At 47.2% G+C, this 23,174-nt stretch carries 14 protein-coding genes; 13 read left to right on the plus strand and 1 reads right to left on the minus strand.

The genetic code is table 11. The features are described 5' to 3' along the window. The first annotated feature begins 164 nt into the window (after positions 1-164). From N2K84_RS14215 to N2K84_RS14225, 3 genes are all read left to right on the plus strand, one after another. Entirely contained in the window at positions 165-1,619 is a 1,455-nt protein-coding gene (locus N2K84_RS14215; RefSeq protein WP_282592487.1) for a Gfo/Idh/MocA family protein, read from the plus strand. Positions 1,620-1,631: 12 nt separating this feature from the next. Beyond that, the gene (locus N2K84_RS14220; protein WP_282592488.1) at positions 1,632-3,926 is read left to right on the plus strand and encodes a family 20 glycosylhydrolase; all 2,295 of its coding nucleotides are present in this window, start codon (positions 1,632-1,634) and stop codon (positions 3,924-3,926) included. A 213-nt stretch (positions 3,927-4,139) separates the two neighbouring features. After that, positions 4,140-7,478 carry a glycoside hydrolase family 2 TIM barrel-domain containing protein gene (locus tag N2K84_RS14225; protein ID WP_282592489.1) on the plus strand — a complete coding sequence of 1,113 codons (3,339 nt, stop codon included), beginning with the start codon at positions 4,140-4,142 and terminating at the stop codon, positions 7,476-7,478. A 189-nt stretch (positions 7,479-7,667) separates the two neighbouring features. Here N2K84_RS14225 and N2K84_RS14230 read toward each other — a convergent pair whose 3' ends face one another. Then, positions 7,668-8,402 (minus strand): FadR/GntR family transcriptional regulator, encoded by a 735-nt coding sequence (locus N2K84_RS14230; protein WP_282592490.1) that lies wholly within the window; start codon positions 8,400-8,402, stop codon positions 7,668-7,670. Between the two features lie 136 nt (positions 8,403-8,538). On the opposite strand from N2K84_RS14230, the gene N2K84_RS14235 reads away from it, so the two are divergent. The 10 genes from N2K84_RS14235 (at position 8,539) to N2K84_RS14280 (ending at position 23,165) form a co-directional block, all read left to right on the plus strand. Continuing rightward, entirely contained in the window at positions 8,539-11,808 is a 3,270-nt protein-coding gene (locus tag N2K84_RS14235) for a SusC/RagA family TonB-linked outer membrane protein (protein WP_282592491.1), read from the plus strand. A gap of 18 nt (positions 11,809-11,826) precedes the next feature. Further along, positions 11,827-13,305, plus strand: coding sequence for a RagB/SusD family nutrient uptake outer membrane protein (locus N2K84_RS14240; RefSeq protein ID WP_282592492.1), 1,479 nt, complete (start codon positions 11,827-11,829; stop codon positions 13,303-13,305). Between the two features lie 130 nt (positions 13,306-13,435). Further along, positions 13,436-15,052: a sialidase family protein gene (locus N2K84_RS14245; RefSeq protein WP_282592493.1), complete on the plus strand. Its 1,617-nt coding sequence runs from the start codon at positions 13,436-13,438 to the stop codon at positions 15,050-15,052. Between the two features lie 21 nt (positions 15,053-15,073). Further along, a complete protein-coding gene (locus N2K84_RS14250; RefSeq protein WP_282592494.1) occupies positions 15,074-17,041 on the plus strand; it encodes a family 20 glycosylhydrolase in 1,968 nt (655 codons plus the stop codon). A 43-nt stretch (positions 17,042-17,084) separates the two neighbouring features. Continuing rightward, complete coding sequence (locus N2K84_RS14255) at positions 17,085-17,759, plus strand: GDSL-type esterase/lipase family protein (protein WP_282592495.1); 675 nt, start codon at positions 17,085-17,087, stop codon at positions 17,757-17,759. A 59-nt stretch (positions 17,760-17,818) separates the two neighbouring features. Next, complete coding sequence (locus N2K84_RS14260) at positions 17,819-18,748, plus strand: dihydrodipicolinate synthase family protein (protein ID WP_282592496.1); 930 nt, start codon at positions 17,819-17,821, stop codon at positions 18,746-18,748. Between the two features lie 3 nt (positions 18,749-18,751). Then, positions 18,752-19,930: a tRNA wybutosine-synthesizing protein 4 beta-propeller domain-containing protein gene (locus N2K84_RS14265; protein WP_282592497.1), complete on the plus strand. Its 1,179-nt coding sequence runs from the start codon at positions 18,752-18,754 to the stop codon at positions 19,928-19,930. A gap of 41 nt (positions 19,931-19,971) precedes the next feature. After that, positions 19,972-21,162 carry a n-acyl-d-glucosamine 2-epimerase gene (locus N2K84_RS14270; protein ID WP_282592498.1) on the plus strand — a complete coding sequence of 397 codons (1,191 nt, stop codon included), beginning with the start codon at positions 19,972-19,974 and terminating at the stop codon, positions 21,160-21,162. Next, a complete protein-coding gene (locus N2K84_RS14275) occupies positions 21,155-21,922 on the plus strand; it encodes a creatininase family protein (RefSeq protein ID WP_282592499.1) in 768 nt (255 codons plus the stop codon). The genes N2K84_RS14270 and N2K84_RS14275 overlap by 8 nt, the downstream gene beginning before the upstream one ends. Beyond that, positions 21,915-23,165 carry an MFS transporter gene (locus tag N2K84_RS14280; RefSeq protein WP_282592500.1) on the plus strand — a complete coding sequence of 417 codons (1,251 nt, stop codon included), beginning with the start codon at positions 21,915-21,917 and terminating at the stop codon, positions 23,163-23,165. Before N2K84_RS14275 ends, N2K84_RS14280 begins: the two co-directional genes overlap by 8 nt. Positions 23,166-23,174: the final 9 nt, after the last annotated feature.

Consider the following 23,174-nt stretch of genomic DNA (forward strand, 5'->3'; position numbering starts at 1 on the left):
TGTACGAACACGCAAATTTAATATATTTGTCGCTCATGCAAGGTTGTGGGGCTATGTTTTGTGTGAAAAAATCAACTGAGCCCAAGTCGCCGCTGCTGTCGTGTTAAAAGAATGCCCATTGTGTGTCGGGCTTGTTTGTGAAGAAAACCGTAAAAACTAATCAGATGGAAAACAATAATCGTCGCTCATTTTTGAAGCACTTGTCGCTTGGGGTTGGCATGGCCGTTACCGGTGTGCCTGCCTGGTCGTTAGAATCAGATCAAAAGAGCAAAAACCGGGTGAGTAGGAAATCCACTTCTTCATTTAATATGTGCAACTATGCTGCCCCCAAAATTCCGGTGGTTCGTGTCGGATTTATTGGATTGGGGATGCGCGGTCCGGGAGCGGTGGTCAGGATGTCACATATCGAAGGTGTAGAAATCAAAGCCCTGTGCGATATCCGTGACGAATCGGTGAAAGGTTCTCAGAAGCATTTAAGGGGAGCAGGCTTGCCCGATGCAACGGAATATTTTGGTTCCGAAGATGCCTGGAAGGCCCTCTGTGAAAGCGATGATATTGATTTGGTTTACATCTGCACTCCCTGGCATTTGCACACGCCAATGGCCGTTTATGCCATGAACCACGGAAAGCATGTGGCCGTAGAAGTACCGGCAGCCGTTACCCTTGATGAGGCTTGGGAACTGGTGGAAACTTCGGAAAAGACTCGCAAACACTGCATGATGCTCGAAAACTGCTGCTACGATTTCTTTGAATTGTTGACCTTAAATATGGCCCGCCAGGGTTTGTTCGGCGAGTTAGTTCACGGCGAAGGGGCCTACATTCACAACTTGCTGGATTTGAATTTTGATAAGAATGGCTATTACGGTATGTGGCGTTTGAAAGAGAATTACCGCAACGGCAATTTGTACCCAACACATGGGCTAGGCCCGGTTTGTCAGGCCATGAACATCAATCGGGGTGATCAGATGGATTACCTGGTATCTATGGCATCAAACGACTTCCAAATGGCTGCCCGGGCTAATGAGCTTGCTGCAGAAGATTCGTTCTATTCCGAATTTGCTGGCAAGAAATATCGGGGGAATATGAATACAACTGTGGTGAAAACCTATCAAGGGCGTACCATCATGATTCAGCATGACGTAACTTCTACGCGTCCGTATTCGCGCATCCATTTGTTGAGCGGTACGAAGGGGATGGCCCGCAAATGGCCTGATCCTGCACGGATTTCGTTCGGGCACAGTTGGATAAATGACGAAGAATTTAAAAAACTGGAACAGGAATATACACCCGAAATTGTTCGGAAAGTGGGCGAAATGGCCAAAAAAATTGGCGGGCACGGCGGCATGGATTTCATGATGGACTGGCGCCTGATTGACTGCCTTCGGAATGGCCTTCCGCTGGATCAGGATGTGTATGACGCAGCTTTGTGGAGTGTCATTGCCCCGCTCAGCGAATGGTCGGTGGCCAACCGTTCAAATTCGATTGATGTGCCTGATTTTACCCGTGGAAACTGGAAACATAACGCACCTGTAAATCTAACCCTTGCGGGAGGCGGAAATACGGAAGTTCGCCGGGTTCAGACGGATCCGCAATCGAAAACTCAATTGGAAATCAATTAAACTAAAAAATACATGAGCATGCTTTTAAAAAATTTTATTCCGCTTTGTGTGGTATTATTTACAGTTGTTGCCTGTAATAATAACTGTAGTGAGTCTGACTTGATTGTTGCCATTGTTCCTCAGCCGAACGACATGGTTCAGCAGGAAGGCGCTTTCACTGTAAATTCCAAAACGGCTTTTGTGCTTCCCGAAAATGAGAAGCTGGCTGCATCAGTCGATTTGATTAATCAACGTTTTGTTCGGGCTGCAGGATTTGCCCTGAAAACTACGAGTGAGAAACCCGGCAAAAATTACATTGCCGTTGAGATGGATCCTTCTTTTAGTCAAGGCAGTGAAGCCTACGAATTGACCGTTACCACAACTGGTGTCACGGTAAAAGCGGCCTCGGAACGCGGTGCTTTCTATGGACTGATGACCATGTTGCAACTGCTTCCTCCCGAGATTGAAAGTCCGACTTTGGCGAAAGATGCCTGCTGGACGATGCCCTGCATTCGGGTAAACGATGAGCCTCGATTTATCTGGCGCGGAATGCACCTGGATGTTTGCCGGCATTTTGTGCCCGTTGAATTCATTAAAAAGCAACTCGATGTCATGGCAATGTTCAAAATGAATACTTTCCACTGGCACCTGACCGAAGACCAGGGCTGGCGTATTGAGATTAAAAAATATCCGTTGCTCACCGAACTAGGCTCGAAGCGAATCGAGGGTGATGGCTCGGAATATGGCGGCTATTACACCCAGGACGAAATCAAGGAAGTGGTGGCCTACGCGGCAGAGCGATTTATCAATGTAGTACCCGAAATCGAATTGCCGGGACATTCGCTGGCTGCTTTGGTGGGCTACCCGCATTTGTCGTGCACCGGAGGGCCTTTCCAGGTGCGTAATGTATGGGGCGTTGAGCCAGATGTGTATTGCGCCGGAAAAGAGGAAACTTTTCAATTCCTCGAAGATATTATTGATGAAGTGGTACCGCTGTTTCCCTATGAATATTTTCATATTGGAGGTGACGAATCACCGAAAGATCGCTGGAAAGAATGTGCTGATTGTCAGAAGCGCATCAAAGCGGAAGGCCTGAAAGATGAACATGAGTTGCAAAGCTATTTTGTGCAGCGCATTGAAAAAGTTTTGCTGGCCCACGGTAAAAAGATGATCGGCTGGGACGAGATTCTGGAAGGTGGACTGGCACCATCGGCTACGGTGATGTCGTGGCGTGGCGAAGCTGGGGGCATTGAGGCCGCCAAGCAAGGGCACGACGTGGTGATGACCCCAGGCGGTTGGGTGTATCTGGATCATTATCAGGGCGACAGCAAGGTGGAACCGGTAGCAATCGGCGGCTATACTACCCTCGAAAAGTCGTACGGTTATGATCCTGTTCCCGCTGAGTTGGAAGGTGAACTGGCCAAACATGTGCTGGGAACACAGGGAAATGTATGGTCGGAATACATGTACACGCCGGAACTGTTCGAACACCGCATTTATCCCCGCATCATTGCCTTGGCCGAAGTAGGCTGGACGCTGAAAGAAAATAAAGACTTTCCCGATTTTCTGAAACGCATGGACCCGCAGTTTGTGCGCCTCGACTATCATGGAATCAATTACCACATACCGCTCCCCGAGGGACTGGTAAATCTGGTTGCTTTTACCGATACTGCAAATCTCGAATTTACGTCAACCCGATCGGTAAAAATGGTTTACACGATCGATGGCAGCGAACCTGATCAAAATTCAACAGTTTATGAATCTCCACTGATCTTCACGGATCATGCGACAGTTAAAATCCGTTCGGTACTGAATAGCGGTAAGATGAGCAGTGTGCGGACCATCCAGGTTGAAAAACAGGAGTTGGTACCCGCTGTAGCTGTTGAAACAACCAATGCCGGGCTGAAAGGCAAATATGCTGAAGGTACTTTCATTTGGGTAAAAGATATTGAATCGGTTCAGAGTTGGACTGATATCGTGGTTACAAAAGAAAACCTGGGAACGATAAATAATTACCAATCTCCCACAGCTGCGGTACTGGCCGGTTATTTTGAAATCCCCGAGGATGGCGTTTATGAATTCAAAACCAATTTCGACCAGTTTTTTATTGGTGATAAATTGCTGATAAACAATGATGGCGAAGTGAAACGTTTTTCGCGTAACAATGCCATGATTGCCCTGGCCAAAGGAAAACATCCGGTGAAGATTATTTATCTGAACAACAACATTGGCGGGTTCCCGCAATCGTGGAACCACTTTGTTGTTGAGTACAAAAAGGCCGGGGATGAACAATACACGACGGTTAAGTTGGAGGATTTTACCTATTGAATTGGTCGTCAATAAATGACTTTGTGAAAAGACGAAGTTGTTTTAACAAGATGAAAACTTTTCTGTGATGACTCCGTGAAACTCTGTGTGTAACTCTGTGCACCTCTGTGGTTAAACAATAAATAACTAAATCATAGAGATAGATATTAATCACAGTGTTCCACGGAGTTTTTGCACCCCTTTTTCTTAATCAAATCTTTTGATATCAATATCATGAGAAAACGAATACTACTCATCATTATTTCTTTGTCGTTTGGAACAGTCGGATTTACCCAACATCCTGATCCAATGATCAACGTTTGGAATTACGTCGAAAACATCCAAATGATTGGCGAAAATAAAGAACCGGCTCACGCCACTTTTGTGTCGCACGGGTCGAAGGAAGCAGCTTTAAATACCCAAGCGACACAAGCCAATTTTCGGCAGTCTCTTGACGGAATTTGGAAATTTAAATGGGTGCGTTCGCCAAAAGATCGGCCGACCAGTTTCATGAATCCGGAAGAAAATGTCACAGCGTGGGACAACATCAAAGTACCCTCAAACTGGGAGGTGGAAGGTTACGGAGTTCCTATCTATGTCAACCATCAATATGAGTTTGCAGACCACAAAGCACCGGTAGCCGATGATATTGAACTGGACGGGATCTACCCGAAGTATCCGGGGAAAGTACCCCACGAGTACAATCCGGTTGGATCTTATCGCCGCAGCTTTGTACTGGCCGACGATTGGAATGGCAAGGAAATTTTTCTGCACATCGGTGCCATGAAATCAGGCGGCTTTGTGTGGATTAACGGGAACTATGTGGGCTACTCGCAAGGCAGTAAGTTGCCTGCCGAATTCAATATTACGCCTTTTCTTCAGAAAGGTGAAAATACCATTGCGCTGCAAATTTTCCGCTGGACTGACGGCTCGTATTTGGAATGCCAGGATTTTTGGCGCATCAGTGGAATTGAACGCAGCGTCTATCTGTATGCACAACCCAAGCTACGTATTCGCGATTTTGAGGCCAGCGCAACGTTCGATGCTGCTTACCAAAATGGTGAGTTGCAATTGGAGGTAGAACTGAACAATCATCTGCCCGAAGCGCAGAAAATTCAACTGGCTTATCAACTCATTGATGAGCAGGGTGGGCTAGTGGCCAGCGATTCCAATAAGTTGGAAGTTAATGGGCAGGCTTCTGTAACGGAAGCTTTTTCGGCAACCGTTGAGAAGGTAAGACCTTGGAGTGCGGAACATCCGAATTTATACACCTTGTTGTTGGAGGTTCAGGACAAGAAAGGCCAAACCCTCGAAGCTACGGCCATCAAAGTTGGTTTTCGCACGGTTGAAATTAAACAAGGTTTGTTGCTGGTCAATGGGCAGCGTATTACCCTGAAAGGAGTGAATGCCCAGGAAACCGATCCGGAAACAGGGCATGTGATGAGCGAAGAGATGATTATGAAAGACATTCGCTTGTGGAAAGAAAATAACATCAATGCGGTTCGCCTGAGCCACTACCCGCGTGGGGCCCGTTTTTATGAATTGTGTGACGAACATGGAATTTATGTGGTTGACGAAGCCAACATTGAGTCGCACGGCATGTATTACGGTGAGCATTCATTAGCCAAAAAACCGGAGTGGGAGAACCAGCATGTTGACCGCATGGTTCGCTTGGTGGAGCGCGATAAGAACCATCCGTCGGTCATTATTTGGAGTATGGGTAACGAAGCCGGCAATGGCGTAAATTTTTACGCTGGTTACGAAGCTATGAAAGCCGCCGACCCGCAAAAACGTCCCGTGCAGTACGAGCGTACGTATAAAGATCACGACGGCAGTATTTTGGATATGGATTGGAACACCGACATTGTGGTGCCGCAATACCCTTCGCCTGCCTTTTTTGAGTACATCGGCAAGCACAAAACCAATCGGCCGTTTATTCCCAGTGAGTATGCCCACGCCATGGGAAACAGCACCGGAAATTTTCAGGACTACTGGGACGTGATTGAGTTGTACGACAACCTGCAAGGTGGTTTTATCTGGGATTGGGTGGACCAGTCGATTTGGAAAACAAACGAAAAAGGCGAGCGCTTTTACGCATATGGTGGCGACTATGGCGAGAATATGCCCACCGATAATACTTTCCTGAACAACGGAATTGTATTTCCCGACCGCTCGGCACAACCCGGATTATATGAAGTTAAAAAAGCGCACGAGTTTATCAATTTTAAATCTGCGGGGGTTAATAATCACAACGAGCTGCGTGTGTTTGTTGAAAATCTCTACGATTTTACCAATCTGAACGCCTTTAACTTTACTGCTCAAATTAAGGCGGATGGCAAAGTGATGAAGACCGCCCATTTTAATGAGCTGGACGTGGAAACCCACACCGGACAGATGATTCGAATCTCGCTGGATGGTCTGGAGCAAAAAGCCAATACCCGCTATTTTGTCCACCTGTCGGCTACCTTGAAAAATGACTGGGGGCTGTTGCCTGCTGGATTTGAAGTGGCCCGCGAACAGATTGAACTTGCCGGCTTATTCAAGCCGGAGCCCGTGCTGGCTTCAAATGGTGAAGCCCTGACAGTTCAGCAAAGCGACAAGCAGGTTACCGTGTCCAACAACGATTTTCGATTCGTGTTTAATGAGTCAGAAGGTCGTCCGGTTTCGTTCGAATATAAAGGCACAGAACTGCTGAAAGATGGCAAAGGCCCGAAACCCAACTTCTGGCGCGCGCCAACCGACAACGATTTTGGAAACCGCATGCAGTTCAACAACCGCGAATGGAAAAAAGCTTCGTTATTTTCTGAAGTGATCGCGATGGAAACCGAAACGCTGGCTGAAAACCTTGTCAAGCTGGAAGTAACCTACCAACTGCCTGGGGTGAATACGACCTTTGTCAGTGTGTATGAAATTGCCGGGACCGGTGTAGTTAAAGTTTCCAACCATTTGAATACGACCGACTATAAAGCCGATATTCCCCGTGTAGGCATGCGCATGCAATTGCCAAAAGCATACGATCAGATCACGTATTTTGGTCGTGGCCCTTGGGAAAACTATGTCGATCGCAAAGCTTCCACTTTCATCGACCTCTATCAAGCCAGTGTTAGCGAGCATTACGTGCCTTATGTGCGGCCCCAGGAAAACGGCTACCGGACCGATGTTGGCTGGTGGGCGCTGTGTAATGAGCAAGGCGAAGGTTTGTTGATTGTTGCTAATCAGCCCAAAGTTGGTTTAGGCATGAGCGCCCTGCATATGCCTAACGAAGATTTTGATACCACCGAGGGACTGGATTACGAAGGAAACAGTGAGGTGGAGCCCGAGTTTCGTATTGACGGAATTCCTGAAGTGAATGGCAGCAAGCACATCAACGACATCAAGGAGCGCGATCTGGTGCAGCTGAATATCGACTTGGGACAACGCGGCCTGGGTGGTGATAACAGCTGGGGCGCCCGTCCGCAAAAAGAATATACCCTAAGCGGACAAGAGCGGCATGAGTATAGCTTCTTTATGGTTCCGCTTGAGAACGGGACGGTTGAGAACTGTAAAAAACTTAGCAAAATGCTACAACGCTAATGGAATCGTTGTTTGTTTTAACGTTGGCGCGGATTTATGCGACATGTGCTGATTAGCGGTGTTGGAGGATCTGTTAGTAGTTGTAGAAAGACATATATTTCTGATTATAATGCTTCTGCTGTCAGAAATTTTCCCAAAATTATAACGAGGTTGTCACACAATGACAGCCTCGTTTTCTATGTATCTGGTTTAAGATGTCTCTTTCCCGCTTTTTTCGATTAGTGAGATTCGCTGAAAATGGTTCTCCAGGTGTTTGCGCATCGCCACCCGATATTCGTCAGGCGTGCCGTTTTTCAGGACATCCACCAGTCCTTTATGCGATACATAACGAATGTTTTTCACGGGTTTATTGATTAATCCGCTGTCATATACGTAGTTGAATACAGGCAGAAGGATGTTCTGAAAGTTGCGGAGTGTTTCGTTACGGGTCATTTCATACAGTTTACTATGAAATTTTATCTCGTGGCTGACATCAAATAAAACATCCTCGCTAAACTCCGGTTCCTGCTCTACAATGTGTGTTAGTTCCTCCAGGTCTTCAGGGGTTTTGTGTGTAAAGAGCAGATCAGCGATCCCGATTTCCAGCACCAGCCGGAGCTCAAAAATGTCTTTCAGTGTGGCATTGTCAAGAATATGCGGGATCATCGATTTTTGCAAAAGCGAACCCAGGTTCGGACTTTTAATAACCGTTCCTTTATGCTTTTTCGATTCAATCATCCCCATCGTTTTTAAGCGGTTCAACGATTCGCGGATAACTGTCCGGCTCACGCCCATGGCTGCTGCCAGTTCTACTTCTTTCGGAATGACATCGCCCGGCTGCAACGCTTTTCTGGTAAAATATTCCACCAGGTTCATCTCAACTTTATCTACCAAACTTCGGGTATCAATGGCTGATAACATATCGGTTCTGTCTGCTTTTTCCATATCGGGTGTTTTATAATATGTCCTACATAAAGCAACAAATTTCGGAAATTATTTGGAATTAAAAAATCATTCGATATTTTTGTTGTGTCTTATGTAGGACATAAAGCGCAAATCATGGAATGAAAAAACTTAATTTATGAGAAGAATGAAAGAAAAATTGCTGTCAATCAGTTTATTGGTGTTGCTGGTGCTGCTTAACAGTCATGCCTTTGCCCAGCAGAGCATCACGGGGCGAATCACTGATGCCGAAAATGGTGAACCATTGCCCGGTGCTACCGTGGTTATATCAGGTTCCACAACCGGGACCATTAGTGATTTTGATGGGAACTATACCCTTGCCGTTCCGGCCGGAAGTGAACAACTTGAGTTTTCGATGGTCGGTTTTGAGAAACAGACTGTGAAAATAGCAGGTTTATCGGTGATAAATGTGGCTTTGAAAACAGAGGTGACTGCTTTGAATGAAGTGGTTATTACCGGTTATTCTACGCAGTCGCGTGCCGAAATGACGACTTCTATTTCAAAATTGAATACGAAGGTGCTGGAAAGTGCACCCCGCTCGAATGCCGCAACTGCTTTGCAGGGAACGATTGCCGGCTTAAAGGTGACCCAAACCACTGGCCAGCCTGGTTCTACGCCGAGCATGGTGGTACGCGGCGGAACCAGCTTCTCGGGAACCGGTAGTCCGCTTATTTTGGTGGATGGGGTACCGGGTTCGTTTTATGCGTTGAACTCGGACGATATTGAATCCATGGAAGTACTGAAAGATGCTGCATCAACAGCCATCTACGGGGCAAGGGCAGCCAACGGGGTAATTCTGGTAACCACCAAGAAAGGTAAAGTGGGCAAATCGAATATCAACTTCAGGGCCAAGTTTACCAGTAATGAACGTCGCGAGGACCCAATGGATTATTTGGGCGCTGCCGACTACGTAAAATTTAACCGGATGGCCGTGAAAAGTGCCCAGGAGGTGATGGGCTATGCCTGGCTCGACCAGTTTTTAACGGGCAATCATGCTGCTGCTACCGGAAATAACACCACGAATTCGATCTATACCACCATGGTATTGTCTGATGCCAATCGCTATTTATTAAATTACGAAGGATGGCAAACCATCGAGGATCCGGTTAACCCGGGGACCACGTTGATTTTTCAGGAAAATCAGATGAATGAATTGTTCTATCAAAATAGTCATGCACAGGATTATAGCCTGAGTTTTGATGGCGGAAATGAAAAAGGAACGTATTATCTGGGCCTTGGTTATATGGACGACAACGGGTTGGTGTTTGGTTCTGCTTTCAAACGCTACTCGGGAACCTTTAATGCTTCTTACAAGTTGACGGATGCGCTGAAAGTTTCTTCGAATTTCATTTATGCACATTCAAATCAGAACTTGCCTTTCGACAGCGAGTATAACCTGTTTCAGCGTACTGCGGGTTTGGCGCCAACCTCAAGGATTTACAACAATAATCCCGACGGTAGCTTATCTACCGACTATCAGCCCGGGACCTACCTGGGATTTGGGAACCCGCTCTATTACCGCGATAAATTTATCCGTTACAACCTGGAGCAACGTCTCACCGGGTCGGTACAATTCGATTATAAATTTTTGAATGATTTTACTTTGACCGTTCGCGGAAGTCATTTTACGATCAACAATTCCAATGAGTCATTTAATAAAGCCTTTCTAAATTCAGGAAGTTTGAACACGGAGCGTGCGGCCTCCGCTTCTCATCGTAGAACATTGCGGAATCAGTTTACCGGTCTGTTGAATTATAAGAAAACCATTCAGGATAAACACAATGTGAGTGCTTTGGTTGGAACGGAGTATTTCGAAGAGAAATATTTTGAGTTTAGTGCAGGAACTCGCCTTTCTCCTACGGATTTGATCTATACCATGAACGTAGGTGCTGAAGCCAATGGTATTCCCTCCTCGCGTCATACAGGGTATGAAATCGCTTCCTTGTTTGGGCAGGTAAACTACGATTTTGATTACAAATACCTGTTTGGATTCACCTTCCGCTACGATGGAACCTCTCGCTTAGGAAATAACAAATATGGTTTCTTCCCGGGGGTTTCTGCCGGATGGAACATCCATAATGAAGATTTCTTCAGTCGTTCTGAAGTAAAGCGGTATGTCTCAAAAGTTAAGCCTCGCTTGAGTTATGGGGTAAATGGGAACATCGACATTTTAAGTAACTTTGGCGTGTTTGGAGTTTATGGTCCCTTGCTGGATGGCAATGGTAGGCCTATCCCAACAATTTATGATACCCAGGCAGGATACTTAAATACAAGCTTGCCATTGCTTGACCTTAAATGGGAACGTTCAACAACCTTAAACTTTGGTTTGGACCTGGGCTTGTTTGATAACCGAGTAACTGTGATTGGAGATTACTTCATCCGTGACGTGGAAGATAAACTGGCCGACTTGACCTTGCCCTTGTGGACAGGTTTCTCCGGTATTACTACCAATAATGGAACGCTACGCAATAAAGGGCTTGAACTGCAGGTGAATGCTGATGTCGTTAAAACCAATGACTTTAACTGGAACCTGGGATTAACTTACTATCGCGTACGTAACTTTGCTCAACAGTTACCTGAAAATGGTGTGGATAAAAACCGTCAGGGAGGAACTGAAATTTACGACCCCAAAACTGGAGGAACAAAATACGTTGGTGGATTGCAGGAAGGCGAACGTGTGGGCTATGATGTGATTACGGCTTATGTGTTTGATGGTGTATATAAAACCCAAGCCGAAATTGATGAGCATGCCGACAGGACCGTGGAATTTGCTTACCGTAAAAACACCCGCTTCCTGGGCGATGCACGCTGGAAAGACCAGAATGGCGACGACGTGATCAACTACCTGGACCGCGTTGTGATTGGCCGAAGAACACCTGACTTTACCGGTGGGTTCACCTCCGATTTCAGCTACAAAAACTTCAGCTTATTTGTGAAAACCGACTTTGCTGTAGGTCATTACATCATCAACGGACGCCGGGTGAAAGGAATTTCCCAGACACAGGGGAACCAAAACGGACCATTAGAAATCCGCGATTCGTGGACTCCCGAGAATCCAACATCAGACGTACCGATTTTCACCTTAGTTGACCGGCAACGGAACCACCTGGCAGCCGGTGGCGACCAGGGTTCGATGGACCACAGCAGCTCGCGGATGTGGGAAAAAGGCGACTATCTGGCCCTTCGCGAAGTAACCCTGAGCTACGATTTGAGCGGAAAAGTGGTAAAAGACCTTTTCCAAAATATGAGGCTTTATGTAACCGGATCGAATTTGGCCTATTTCAATGATTTCTCCGGTAGTTCGCCCGAAGAATCCGGCGATGGTATCGATATGGGGCGCTTCCCCTTGCCACGAACAGTGACTTTTGGTGTAAACGTAACTTTTTAATCCTCAATTACAATGAACATGAAAAAATATATCATTTTAATACTATCAATTGCTCTTTTCGGCGCCTGTGAACTCGACATGCAGCCGGAGAGTGAACTGACCTACAATGGCTTCTGGGAGTCTGAAGAAGCCGTGAAGGCTGCCCATACCGGTATTTATGCCAGCTACCGGGGATATGCCTACACGATTTGGCAGATGGGCGAATTGCGTTCCGACATTTGGGGAGGAAACACGATTGAATCTCCTTTTGGAACCGATCTGATTGATAACAATATTAGCACCTCGATTGTACACTTTGGCAACTGGGCTAACTTTTACGGACTTCTGCATTACATCAATGATTTTATTGCCAATGCTCCCAATGTCACTTTTGCCAATGAGGCCGATAAAAATCATATGCTTGGACAGGTTTACGGCATCCGGGCACAAATTTATTACACCATGGTAAAAGCCTGGGGAGATGTGCCAATTAGCACCGAACCCTTGCTCGAGGTTGATTTGGAAAAGCTGAAAAAACCGCGTTCGCCAAAAGCGGAGGTGATGCAGCAAATCAAAAGCGATATTGCCAAGTCGCTCGAATATTTTGGCAGCGATAACGGTTTGTGGTTGAATAAGAATGTGTATTGGTCAAAAGCAGCTACCCTTGCCCTGAAAGGCGATGTTTACCTGTGGTCGGGCAAAGTATTGGGAGGCGGTACGGCCGATTTCACCGAAGCAAAAAATGCTCTCTCGCAAGTTACCGGGTTCAGTCTGGTAGAGTATAACAAGCTTTGGGGACAGGCCAATGAAAATAACAACGAGTTCATCTTCTCGTTCGATTATCAGCAAGACCAGGCGGATAACTATTACGCTTCCTTTACCGGGCGTGCGGTCGATTTTGCAGGCTTGTTTGATGATGCCGGAAATTCGGTAGCCAGCCTGGTGGTTAACGGGGCAAGCCGTTTTGGACCGTCCGATAAACTGTTGCTGGCAATGGATGACGCCAACGATTTACGCCGGGAAACCTTTGTTCGCTTGTACAGCGATGGCGCGGTACATTTTCCGTATCAAGCCGGGGATGCTACTTACAAAGGTGCTGTACTTGCTAAATTTCTGGGAATAATTGGTGACGATGGCTCACGCAAAAACTACAACAATGTTCCGTTGTATCGCTACGCCGATGTGCTGTTGCTGTTGGCCGAAGCCAAGAATAACCTGAATGAAGATCCTTCGGCAGAAATCAACGCAGTTCGCGAACGGGCATATGGCGAAAATTTCGCCGGAAACGAATTTACGAATGGAACAAAAGCTGAGAATACCCAGGCTATTCTGGATGAACGCCTGAAAGAGTTTGTAGGCGAAGGAAAAAGATGGTGGGATTTGGTGCGCGCGGGCGATGGCATCGTTTTCGATGAAGTGGCAACTTTAAACGCTTCCGAAGCTTATAAAATTTACTATTCCATCTCGCAGAGTATGTTGGCCAATGATTCGGAACTGACACAAACCGAAGGGTACTAATTGAGACGTGATAGATAGATGATGGTTTACTAGCTTTTGGTAGCTTTACAGGATAAGGAGGCTGTTCAGGAATTTTTTTGATCAGCCTCCAATATCCGTTAAAACCAACGAAACTAAAAAACTTAAAAAAATGAAGCTATTTGTTTTATCGCTGATGATGTTGCTAGCCTTTTTTCGGTGCGAAAAAGCCAACTCTGAAACTTCGGATGGCGCTTCCGTTTCCGTGGAAATCGTTCAGGCATCGGTTCCACTGTTTACGGGGCAGGAAAACGACAAACTGATACGTTTGGAGGTTCAGACCGGAGAGGAAAATAAGGCAATCGAAGTTGTTGGGGTGACAGTGGTTTTTACACCTGAAAGTGATACCGACTGCCTCACATCCGTTTCTGCCATCGCGTATGAAGGAAACAACGAATTGCTGTTTGGTACCTCTACTGAAATTGGTAAAACAACTCAAATCGAGGGATCGGTAAGCGCTTCTCAACCGGTGCAGCTATTTCATCTCAATCTTTCGGTTAACCAAAACGCCCGACTGTTGTCAACCTTGCAGCTCGATCGGGTCGATGTGACCTTTAGTGACGGCTCGGTAGTTTCGTCAGGGCCAGCGACCCCGCATACGTATCGACTGGCCAAAGTGCTGCGCGCTGTGGGGCAGGATAATTGCGATACTTACCGCATTCCGGGAATTGTGACAACCAACAAAGGAACGCTCATCGCCGTTTACGACAATCGTTATAACAACAGCAAAGATTTACAGGAGGATATTGATGTCGGCATGAGCCGCAGTACCGACGGCGGACAAACCTGGGAACCCATGAAAGTGATTATGGACATGGGCGAATGGGGTGGACGTTCGCAACGGCTGAACGGTATTGGCGACCCCAGCGTGTTATACGACCACACAACAGGTACGCTTTGGGTAGCCGGATTGTGGATGAGTGGCGCGACGGAGAAAGATATGCTTTGGTGGGCCTCAAAACCCGGAATGAGTCCCGAGGAGACCGGACAGTTTATCATTGCCAAAAGTACCGACGATGGATTGACCTGGTCGGAAACAGTTAACATCACTGATCAAATTAAAGATCCTTCGTGGCAACTGCTGCTGCAAGGTCCCGGACGCGGGATTACGCTGGAAGATGGCACCCTCGTTTTTCCGGCGCAGTTTAAAGCCGATATTGGCGAAAAAGCCTTGGATGGCGGACAATATACCAGTCATTCAACCATCGTTTACAGCACCGATGGCGGTGAAAGTTGGCAGATTGGAACCGGCGCCAAACCCAATACCACCGAAGCTCAGGTGGTTCAGCTAACGGATGGCAGCCTGATGCTGAACATGCGCGACGACCAAAACCGCAAAGATAAATCGGAAACCAACGGACGAGCAGTTGCTGTTACAAAAGACCTGGGAAAAACCTGGGAAATTCATCCCACAACGAATTCGGCTTTGCAAGAACCAAATTGCATGGCCAGCATTATTTCGGCCGATCTGAAGGTAGATGGCGAAAAGAAACGGGTGCTGTTCTTTTCAAACCCGAACAACAAACACCAGCGAACCAACATGACCATCAAAGGCAGTGTGGACGAAGGAATGAGCTGGCCAGAGGAGTTTCAGCTGGAGATTTATGAACCTGGAGGCTTTGGTTATTCCTGCATGACGATGATTGATGATGAAACCGTTGGAATTTTATACGAAGGGGTAAAGGAGCTTTACTTTCAAAGCATTCCTGTTTCTGACATCATCAAATAAGAAAAAACTGAACCAATAATAATGAGCCGACTACATTTTCAACCATTGATAGGCTTGATCGTCATTGTGCTGCTTTTTTCATGCAAGGCAGAAAAAGAACCAGCTCCGGCGTTGATTCCCATGCCACAACAATTAGAGTGGAGCTCACAGCAGTTTGATATGGCCGACAGCAGTGCCCGTTTTGTACAACGGATTGTACCCGCAATTCCGCAGGCTCAGTTAAACAGCAATGAAGCTTATACATTGAATGTTTCAGCTGATTCCGTTATTCTGGAAGCCACAAGCGAAACGGGAATTTACCGCGGCCTGCAAACTGTAAAACAGCTGGTTTTCGAAAAAAACGGGAAACGTTACCTGAAAGGCTGTGCCATTGTTGACTGGCCGGCTTTTCGCATTCGTGGTTTTATGCAGGATGTGGGCCGTAATTTCCAGCCCATGGATATGCTGAAAGAGCAAATTGATGTGCTGGCGGCTTACAAGTATAACGTCTTTCATTTTCATGTCACCGAAAATCCGGGCTGGAGGCTCGAAAGCAAAATTTATCCGCAACTGAACACAGCGGAAAGCATGACGCGCGAAAAAGGTAAAGTCTATACACAGGAAGATTTTAAAGAATTGGTGGCTTATTGCCAGGATCGGAAAATTACGCTGATTCCTGAGTTCGACATTCCCGGACACAGTGCGGCTTTTCGCAAGGCCATGGGATTTGAATCGATGAGCGATCCGCGCGTGCAACCGGTATTGATCGATCTGGTTGATGAATTGTGCAGCCTGGCTCCGGCAGAGGTAATGCCCTACATTCATTTGGGAACCGATGAAGTTTGGCACAATTACGAAGAACCGTCGCCAACGCTGTTGCCGGCACTGCTTGAGCGGGTAACGCAACACCACGGCCGCGAACTTATTGTGTGGCGACCGGGACAACATATTGAGGGCGATTCAGTTTCCATCACGCAACTGTGGTCGTCAAACGGGCACCCAAAACCGGGGCACCGTTATCTTGATTCGCGCTTGAATTATCTCAATCACCTCGATCCGTTGGCCGGTATTACACAATTATACTTCGAACGCATTAACGGGGCTGCTCACGGCGATTCGCTGCGGATGGGAGGGATTTTGTGTTGCTGGAACGACAATAATGTCAATGACGAATACGACATTCTCACACAAAATCCGGTGTACCCGGGAATACTCACTTACAGCGAAACATCGTGGACCGGGCAGCAAAAAGACATTGGCGAAAACTACCTTGTCAAACTGCCCGAAAAAGGAAGTGAGTTGCTAAATGAATTCAGGGCTTTTGAAGATCGCCTGATCGAGCACCGCGATAAATATTTCGCCGGAAAACCCTTCCCCTACGTGAAACAAACCAATATGGAGTGGAGGGTTTTGGGACCGATTGCCCATGGCGGCGATGTTGAAGTTCAATTTCCGGTCGAAAATGAATTGCTGGAAACGTACCAGATCGATTCGGCCAATTATACCTGGCAGGGGCCTTTTGTAGGCGGCACCATTCACCTGACACACTTTTTTGGCTACCCGTCTTACTTCCCCCGTGAAGAGGGAACATATTACGCCTACACCCAAATTTGGTCGCCAAAAGCACAAACCGTGGGGGCGTGGATTGGATTCCACGATTGGTCGCGCTCGGCAGGCCGCCGGGGAGGACCGTTTCCGGAAGATGGCGAATGGCACAATACCCATCCGAAAGCCTGGCTGAACGGCGAACTGATTGCCGCTCCAAAATGGAATAAACCGGGTCTGGCCAGCAATACCGAAGAAATTCCATTCACCGACGAAAATTACTTTTTCAGAGAACCCGCGTCCATTCACCTGAAAAAAGGATGGAACAAAGTGCTGCTGAAAATTCCGGTGAAAAACGACACCTGGAAACGCATGTTCACCTTTGTGCCGGTTCAATTTGATTATCTCACGGTGAGTGAGGTCAAGGACTTGCGATTTTCAGCTGATCTGAAAAAAGAACGTTAGAATCGCTTTATACCAATTTAACTTCTGAAAAAAAGACAGATAAATGAGCATAATAAAATTAACACTACCCATCGTTCTCGTTTTGAACCTCATGCTGGTGGTCACCGCTGACGGACAGGAAAAATCCTTTCAAACAACGTATTATGAGCAGCGCAGAACGCTGTTTGAAAGTCTTCCAAACTCCAAAAAGGAAATTATTTTTCTGGGAAACAGTATAACAGACGGTGGCGAATGGGCCGAGCTTTTTCAGAATAAAAGAATAAAAAATCGCGGCATTAGCGGCGATGTTACCGAAGGACTGCTGTTTCGGTTGTATGAAGTCACCGAATCAAAGCCGGCCAAGGTTTTCCTGTTAATAGGAATTAATGATCTGGCACGGGGAATTTCAAAAGACACGGTTTTTAACAACATATATCGAATCGCAAGCTTGATCGAAGAACATTCACCCAAAACCAAGGTGTATATCCAAAGCATTTTACCGGTCAATCCGGAGTTTGGCAAGTTTTCCGGCCACTGCTCAAAAACTGAGGAGATCATGTGGATCAATCAACAGTTGCGTGAATGGTGTGCCAAAACTTCTGTTCCGTTTGTGGATCTGTTCTCGCATTTTAAAAATGAAGACAATAATTGGATCAATCCTTCATATACTAATGACGGACTGCATCTGACCGGAGAAGGTTATCAGTTATGGGCGACAATTATACAAAGGCTCTTATAATCAGAGGAATTAGGGGGTAATAAATTGATTAATAAATTATTGAAGGAAATATACGGATTATGAAAACAAGAATGATGAAAATTGAAGGACTCATCGCAGCACCGTTTGCTCCGATGAATGTTGATGGGGGAATAAATATTGATTTGATACCGACTTACTATGATTTTTTACAAAAAAATGGAGTAGTTGGCGCATTTATCAACGGTTCAACCGGTGAGGGCGTTTCGCTTTCACAAAAAGAAAAAGAAACGATTACCGAAGCCTGGACGGCCAGGAATAAGGAAAAGAAGGGGCTGAAAGTGATCAACCTGGTTGGCGGAACTTCGTATGCCGAGTGTATCGACAGTGCGCAGGCATCGGCGGCTATGGGTGTGGATGCCATCGCTATTCTGGCGCCATACTATTTTAAACCGGGTTCGGGTAAGGCGCTGGCTGAATTTTGTGCCAGAATTGCTGAATCGGTACCTCAGTTGCCGGTTTATTTCTATCACATTCCGGTGCTGACAGGTTGTTATGTATCTATGTTCGATTTCTTACAAGAAGCGGATTCCATGATTCCCAACCTGGCCGGGATCAAATACACCCACGAGGATTTTATGGACTTTCTGAGCTGTTTGAGTTATAAAGAAGGCAAATACGACATGCTTTGGGGAAGGGATGAAAACCTGCTGTCGGCCCTTGTGTTGGGTGCCCGCGGCGGTGTGGGAAGTACGTTCAACTATGCCGCACCCTTGTATCATCAGTTGATTAAAGCTTACGATGAAGGTAACTTTGTTGAAGCGCGTAAGTTGCAGCAACAATCGATCGATATGATTCGTCTGCTGGGCAAATACGGAGGCATTGCTACCGGAAAGGCCTATATGCGGTACGTTGGCCTGGAATGCGGCGAATTCCGTTTGCCGGTTAAAAATATGACGGCCGAGGCTTACAAGGTATTTGAAGCCGATGTAAATTCGCTGAACATGGAAGATTTATTCTCTAAATTGTAGGAAGTGAAAAGTTTTGGATGGGGATTGGTTCTTAGCCTGTTTTTGTTGGCCTGCAATCAACCTAAAACCATAGAAAGTAAAATAATGAAAATTACCTGGGACACGTTGGCCGTCATTCCCCCGGCACAGGAGAAAACTGTTCAGCTAGGCCTGGCCGGGCCGGTTGCGGGGGCTTATCAAAACAACTTGATCGTGGCAGGCGGCTCTAACTTTGAAGATGCCATGCCCTGGCAGGGAGGAACAAAGCTGTATCACGACCGGATTTATGTGCTGACACAAAACGCAAACAACCAATACGATTGGTGGCAGCCAGATGAAAAGTTACCGGTGCCTTTGGCTTACAGCGCCTGTGTTTCAAACGGCAAAGGGGTGCTGAGTATCGGGGGCGAAACAGCTGAAGGCCCTGTTAAACGGGTTTTTATGATTTCGGTGGACGGCGAAAAGATCCGGATAACGGATTATCCGCATTTGCCCATCGGGCTGACCAGCGCGGGTGCCGCCCAGAAGGGTTCGGTGGTGTACCTCGCCGGCGGACTTGATTTGGCGGGCGCTACCAGCCACTTTTTTGCGCTCGACCTGGCAGCAGTTGATTCCGGTTGGAAAGCCTTGCCCGATTTGCCCGTGCCCCTTTCGCACGCCGTGGTAGCTTGCCAGTTCGACGGTCAGGAAGACTGTGTCTTCGTGTTGGGCGGTCGAAATAAATCGGGCATCACATCTACTTTTTTAAGCGATATCTGGAAATTTGTTCCTTCAAAAAACAAATGGCAGCAGGCTGGAAAATTGCAGGTGGAGGGAGATGAGGTATTTGGCTTTTCTGCGGGGACCGGACTGGCCGTTGGTGAGCATGGTATTTTACTTTTTGGCGGCGATAGAGGCAACATTTTCAACCAAACGGAACGATTGATTGATGCTGCTGCCAAAGCGGAAACGGCCGATGAGCGCGAAAAAATTCAGCAGCAGAAGGCGGAAAACCTGACCAATCATCCGGGTTTTTCCAGGGATGTTTATCTGTTCAATACCCTCACCGGTAAATTAAGCCGGATCGGCGCTTTGGACGGACTGGCTCAGGTAACCACAAACGCTTTCTGGTGGGACCAGCAAATTATCATTCCCGGCGGCGAAATCCGTCCGGGGGTACGATCGGCAGTTATCACACGGGGAATAATTTCGTTGGACGAGTAGTTCAGTTGCACGGGCACCGTTCATCACAAAAAAACAGGATAATGAGTTTGGATTTTAGTAAAACAGCATCAAAGTACCAAATGGAACTGCTTGAAAAGGTGGTTCCCTTTTGGGAAAAACATTCGAAAGACGAGCAGTTTGGCGGGTATTATACCTGTCTCGACCGGCAGGGAAACGTGTTTGATACCGACAAATTTGTGTGGCTTCAGGCCCGTGAGGTGTGGATGTTTTCGTCGCTGTACAACCGGGTGGAAAAGAAAGCGCAATGGCTGGAAATGGCCGAACACGGCGCCCGTTTTTTGCAGCAATACGGGCACGATGGAAGCCTGAACTGGTACTTTTCGCTGACCCGCGAAGGAAAACCGCTGGTGCAGCCGTACAATATTTTTTCGGATTGTTTTGCCACCATGGCTTTCGGCCAGCTTTACCAGGCTACCGGCAACGAAGAATATGGCCGTATGGCCAAACTGACCTTCGATAATATTTTAAAGCGACAGAACGATCCTAAGGGAAAGTACAATAAACTGGTTCAGGGAACCCGCCCGTTGAAAGGTTTTTCACTTCCCATGATTTTGTGCAACCTGGCCCTGGAAATTGAGCATCTTCTTCCCAAAGAGCTGGTTGATCAAACCATTGACAAGGCCATTCATGAAGTGATGGAGGTTTTCTACCATCCGGATTCCGGCCTCATCCTGGAAAACGTAACGCCCGAGGGTGGCTTTTCGGATTGTTTTGAAGGCCGCTTGTTAAATCCCGGACATGCCATCGAGGCCATGTGGTTTATCATGGATCTGGCCGAGCGAAAAAACGATCGGGCTTTGTTGGAAAAGGCGGTCAAGATTGTGCTGGATACCTTGAATTATGGCTGGGATAACGAATTTGGCGGTATTTTCTATTTTATGGATATCAAGGGAAATCCGCCGCAGCAACTCGAGTGGGACCAGAAGCTATGGTGGGTGCATATCGAAACGTTGATCAGCCTGATTAAAGGGTATTATCTAACCCAAAACGAAGAATGTTTGAGCTGGTTCGAAACGGTACACGAGTTCACCTGGTCGCATTTTGCCGATCCGGAATATGATGAATGGTTTGGTTATCTGAATCGCCGGGGAGAAGTGCTTTTGCCTCTGAAAGGGGGAAAATGGAAGGGCTGTTTCCACGTTCCGAGAGGTTTGTACCAATGCTATTCTACCTTGGAAAAGCTTCATGCAAAAAATCAAAAACATGAGTAAACAACTTTATAATCTCTCAGCAAGCTGTTGGGCCGACGTGAAACAGCAAACCTACGATGTAGCGGTTCTGCCATGGGGGGCCATTGAACCGCATAATTATCATTTGCCCTTCGCTACCGATGTCATTCAGGCGGAGGCTGTCGCGCTGGAAAGCGCCCGGCTTGCGTGGGAGGAAGGAGCAAGGGTAATCGTTCTCCCAACCGTACCCTGGGGTGTCAATACCGGACAACTGGATTTGAAATTGTGTTTGAACATGATGCCTTCGACCCAACTGGTCATTTTGAAAGACCTGGTTGAGAATCTGAAACGCCACGGTATTCAAAAGCTGATTCTGGTGAACGGGCACGGGGGGAATAATTTTATCCCGATGATCCGGGAATTGTCTGTTACACATCCCGAGGTATTTATTTGTTGTATCGACTGGTGGAAAGTTTGTAAAGCCGAAACGTATTTTGACGAACCGGGAGATCACGCCGGTGAACTTGAAACAAGTGTCATGATGCATTTGGTGCCGGGGTTGGTATTGCCCCTCGATATTGCCGGAGACGGGAGCGCTAAGAATTTTAAACCGGAAGGATTAAAGGCTCGTTGGGCGTGGGCCCAGCGCCAATGGACTTCCATAACGGAAAGCACAGGCGTTGGAAATCCCAAACAGGCAACTGCTGAAAAGGGAGCGCATTTTTTAAACGACGTAACACAGAAGATAGCGAAGTTTATTACGGAGCTTTCTTCCTGTAACATAAATGAGATCTATGAATAATTCGAATAAAGAAAAGGCATACAGTTGGGTTGTAGTTGCCCTTTTATGGGTTGTAGCCCTTTTAAATTACATGGACCGGCAAATGCTTTCGACCATGAAGGTAGCCATGATGGGCGATATTCAGGAGTTGGAAACTGCCGAGAATTTTGGCCGGCTGATGGCCGTCTTTCTGTGGATTTACGGGCTGATGAGCCCGATGGCCGGCCTGATTGCCGACCGGATCAACCGCAAGTGGTTGATTGTGGGCAGCTTGGGCGTGTGGTCGGGCGTTACGCTGGCGATGGGCTATGCCGCCAGTTTCGATCAATTATATGCGCTTCGCGCGCTGATGGGTGTGAGCGAGGCGTTGTACATCCCGGCCGGGCTGGCGCTGATTGCCGATTATCACCGCGGAAATACACGCTCACTGGCTGTGGGTATCCACATGACCGGTTTGTATTTCGGGCAGGCACTGGGTGGTTTTGGCGCTACGGTGGCCCATACCTGGACCTGGCAAACGGCCTTCCACAGTTTTGGATTGGTGGGCATCGTTTACAGTGTCGTCCTCTTACTGTTTTTGAAGGAAAAACGAACTCCCGAAATTAAGCCGAAAGAACCGGCAAGATTTGCTTCCGGTCTCAAATCGGTACGGCATAGTTTGGGTATGCTGCTGGGAACCATTAGTTTCTGGGTGATTCTGTTCTATTTTGCCGCTCCAAGTTTTCCGGGATGGGCCACCAAAAACTGGCTGCCCACCTTGTTCTCCGAAAGTCTGGGTATCGACATGTCGGTTGCCGGTCCGCTGAGTACCTTTACCATCGCGCTTTCTTCGTTTATTGGCGTTATTGGAGGCGGAATCCTGGCCGACCGATGGATCACCCGCAACCTGCGTGGCCGTATTTATACGGGCGCCATCGGGCTGACGCTGATGATCCCTTCCTTGATATTGCTCGGTTTCGGCCACAGCTTTGCGTATGTAGTGGGTGGCGGCATGTTGTTTGGAATTGGCTATGGCATGTTCGACGCGAATAATATGCCTATCCTGTGCCAGTTTGTTTCGCCGCGTCACCGTGCTGCCGGTTACGGGCTAATGAATATGACCGGCGTTTTTGCCGGTGCCTTTATTACCAGTTGGTTGGGAAAATCAACCGACGCCGGAAACCTGGGACACGATCTCGCGTTGTTGGCCATTCCCGTGGCGCTGGCTGTCGTCTTGCAACTGATCACCCTGAAACCCAACGTTGCCGATAAAACGGAGGATTAATCTCAGCAA

It is taken from the genome of Gaoshiqia sediminis, from assembly GCF_025907915.1.
Classification (GTDB): domain Bacteria; phylum Bacteroidota; class Bacteroidia; order Bacteroidales; family Prolixibacteraceae; genus Gaoshiqia; species Gaoshiqia sediminis.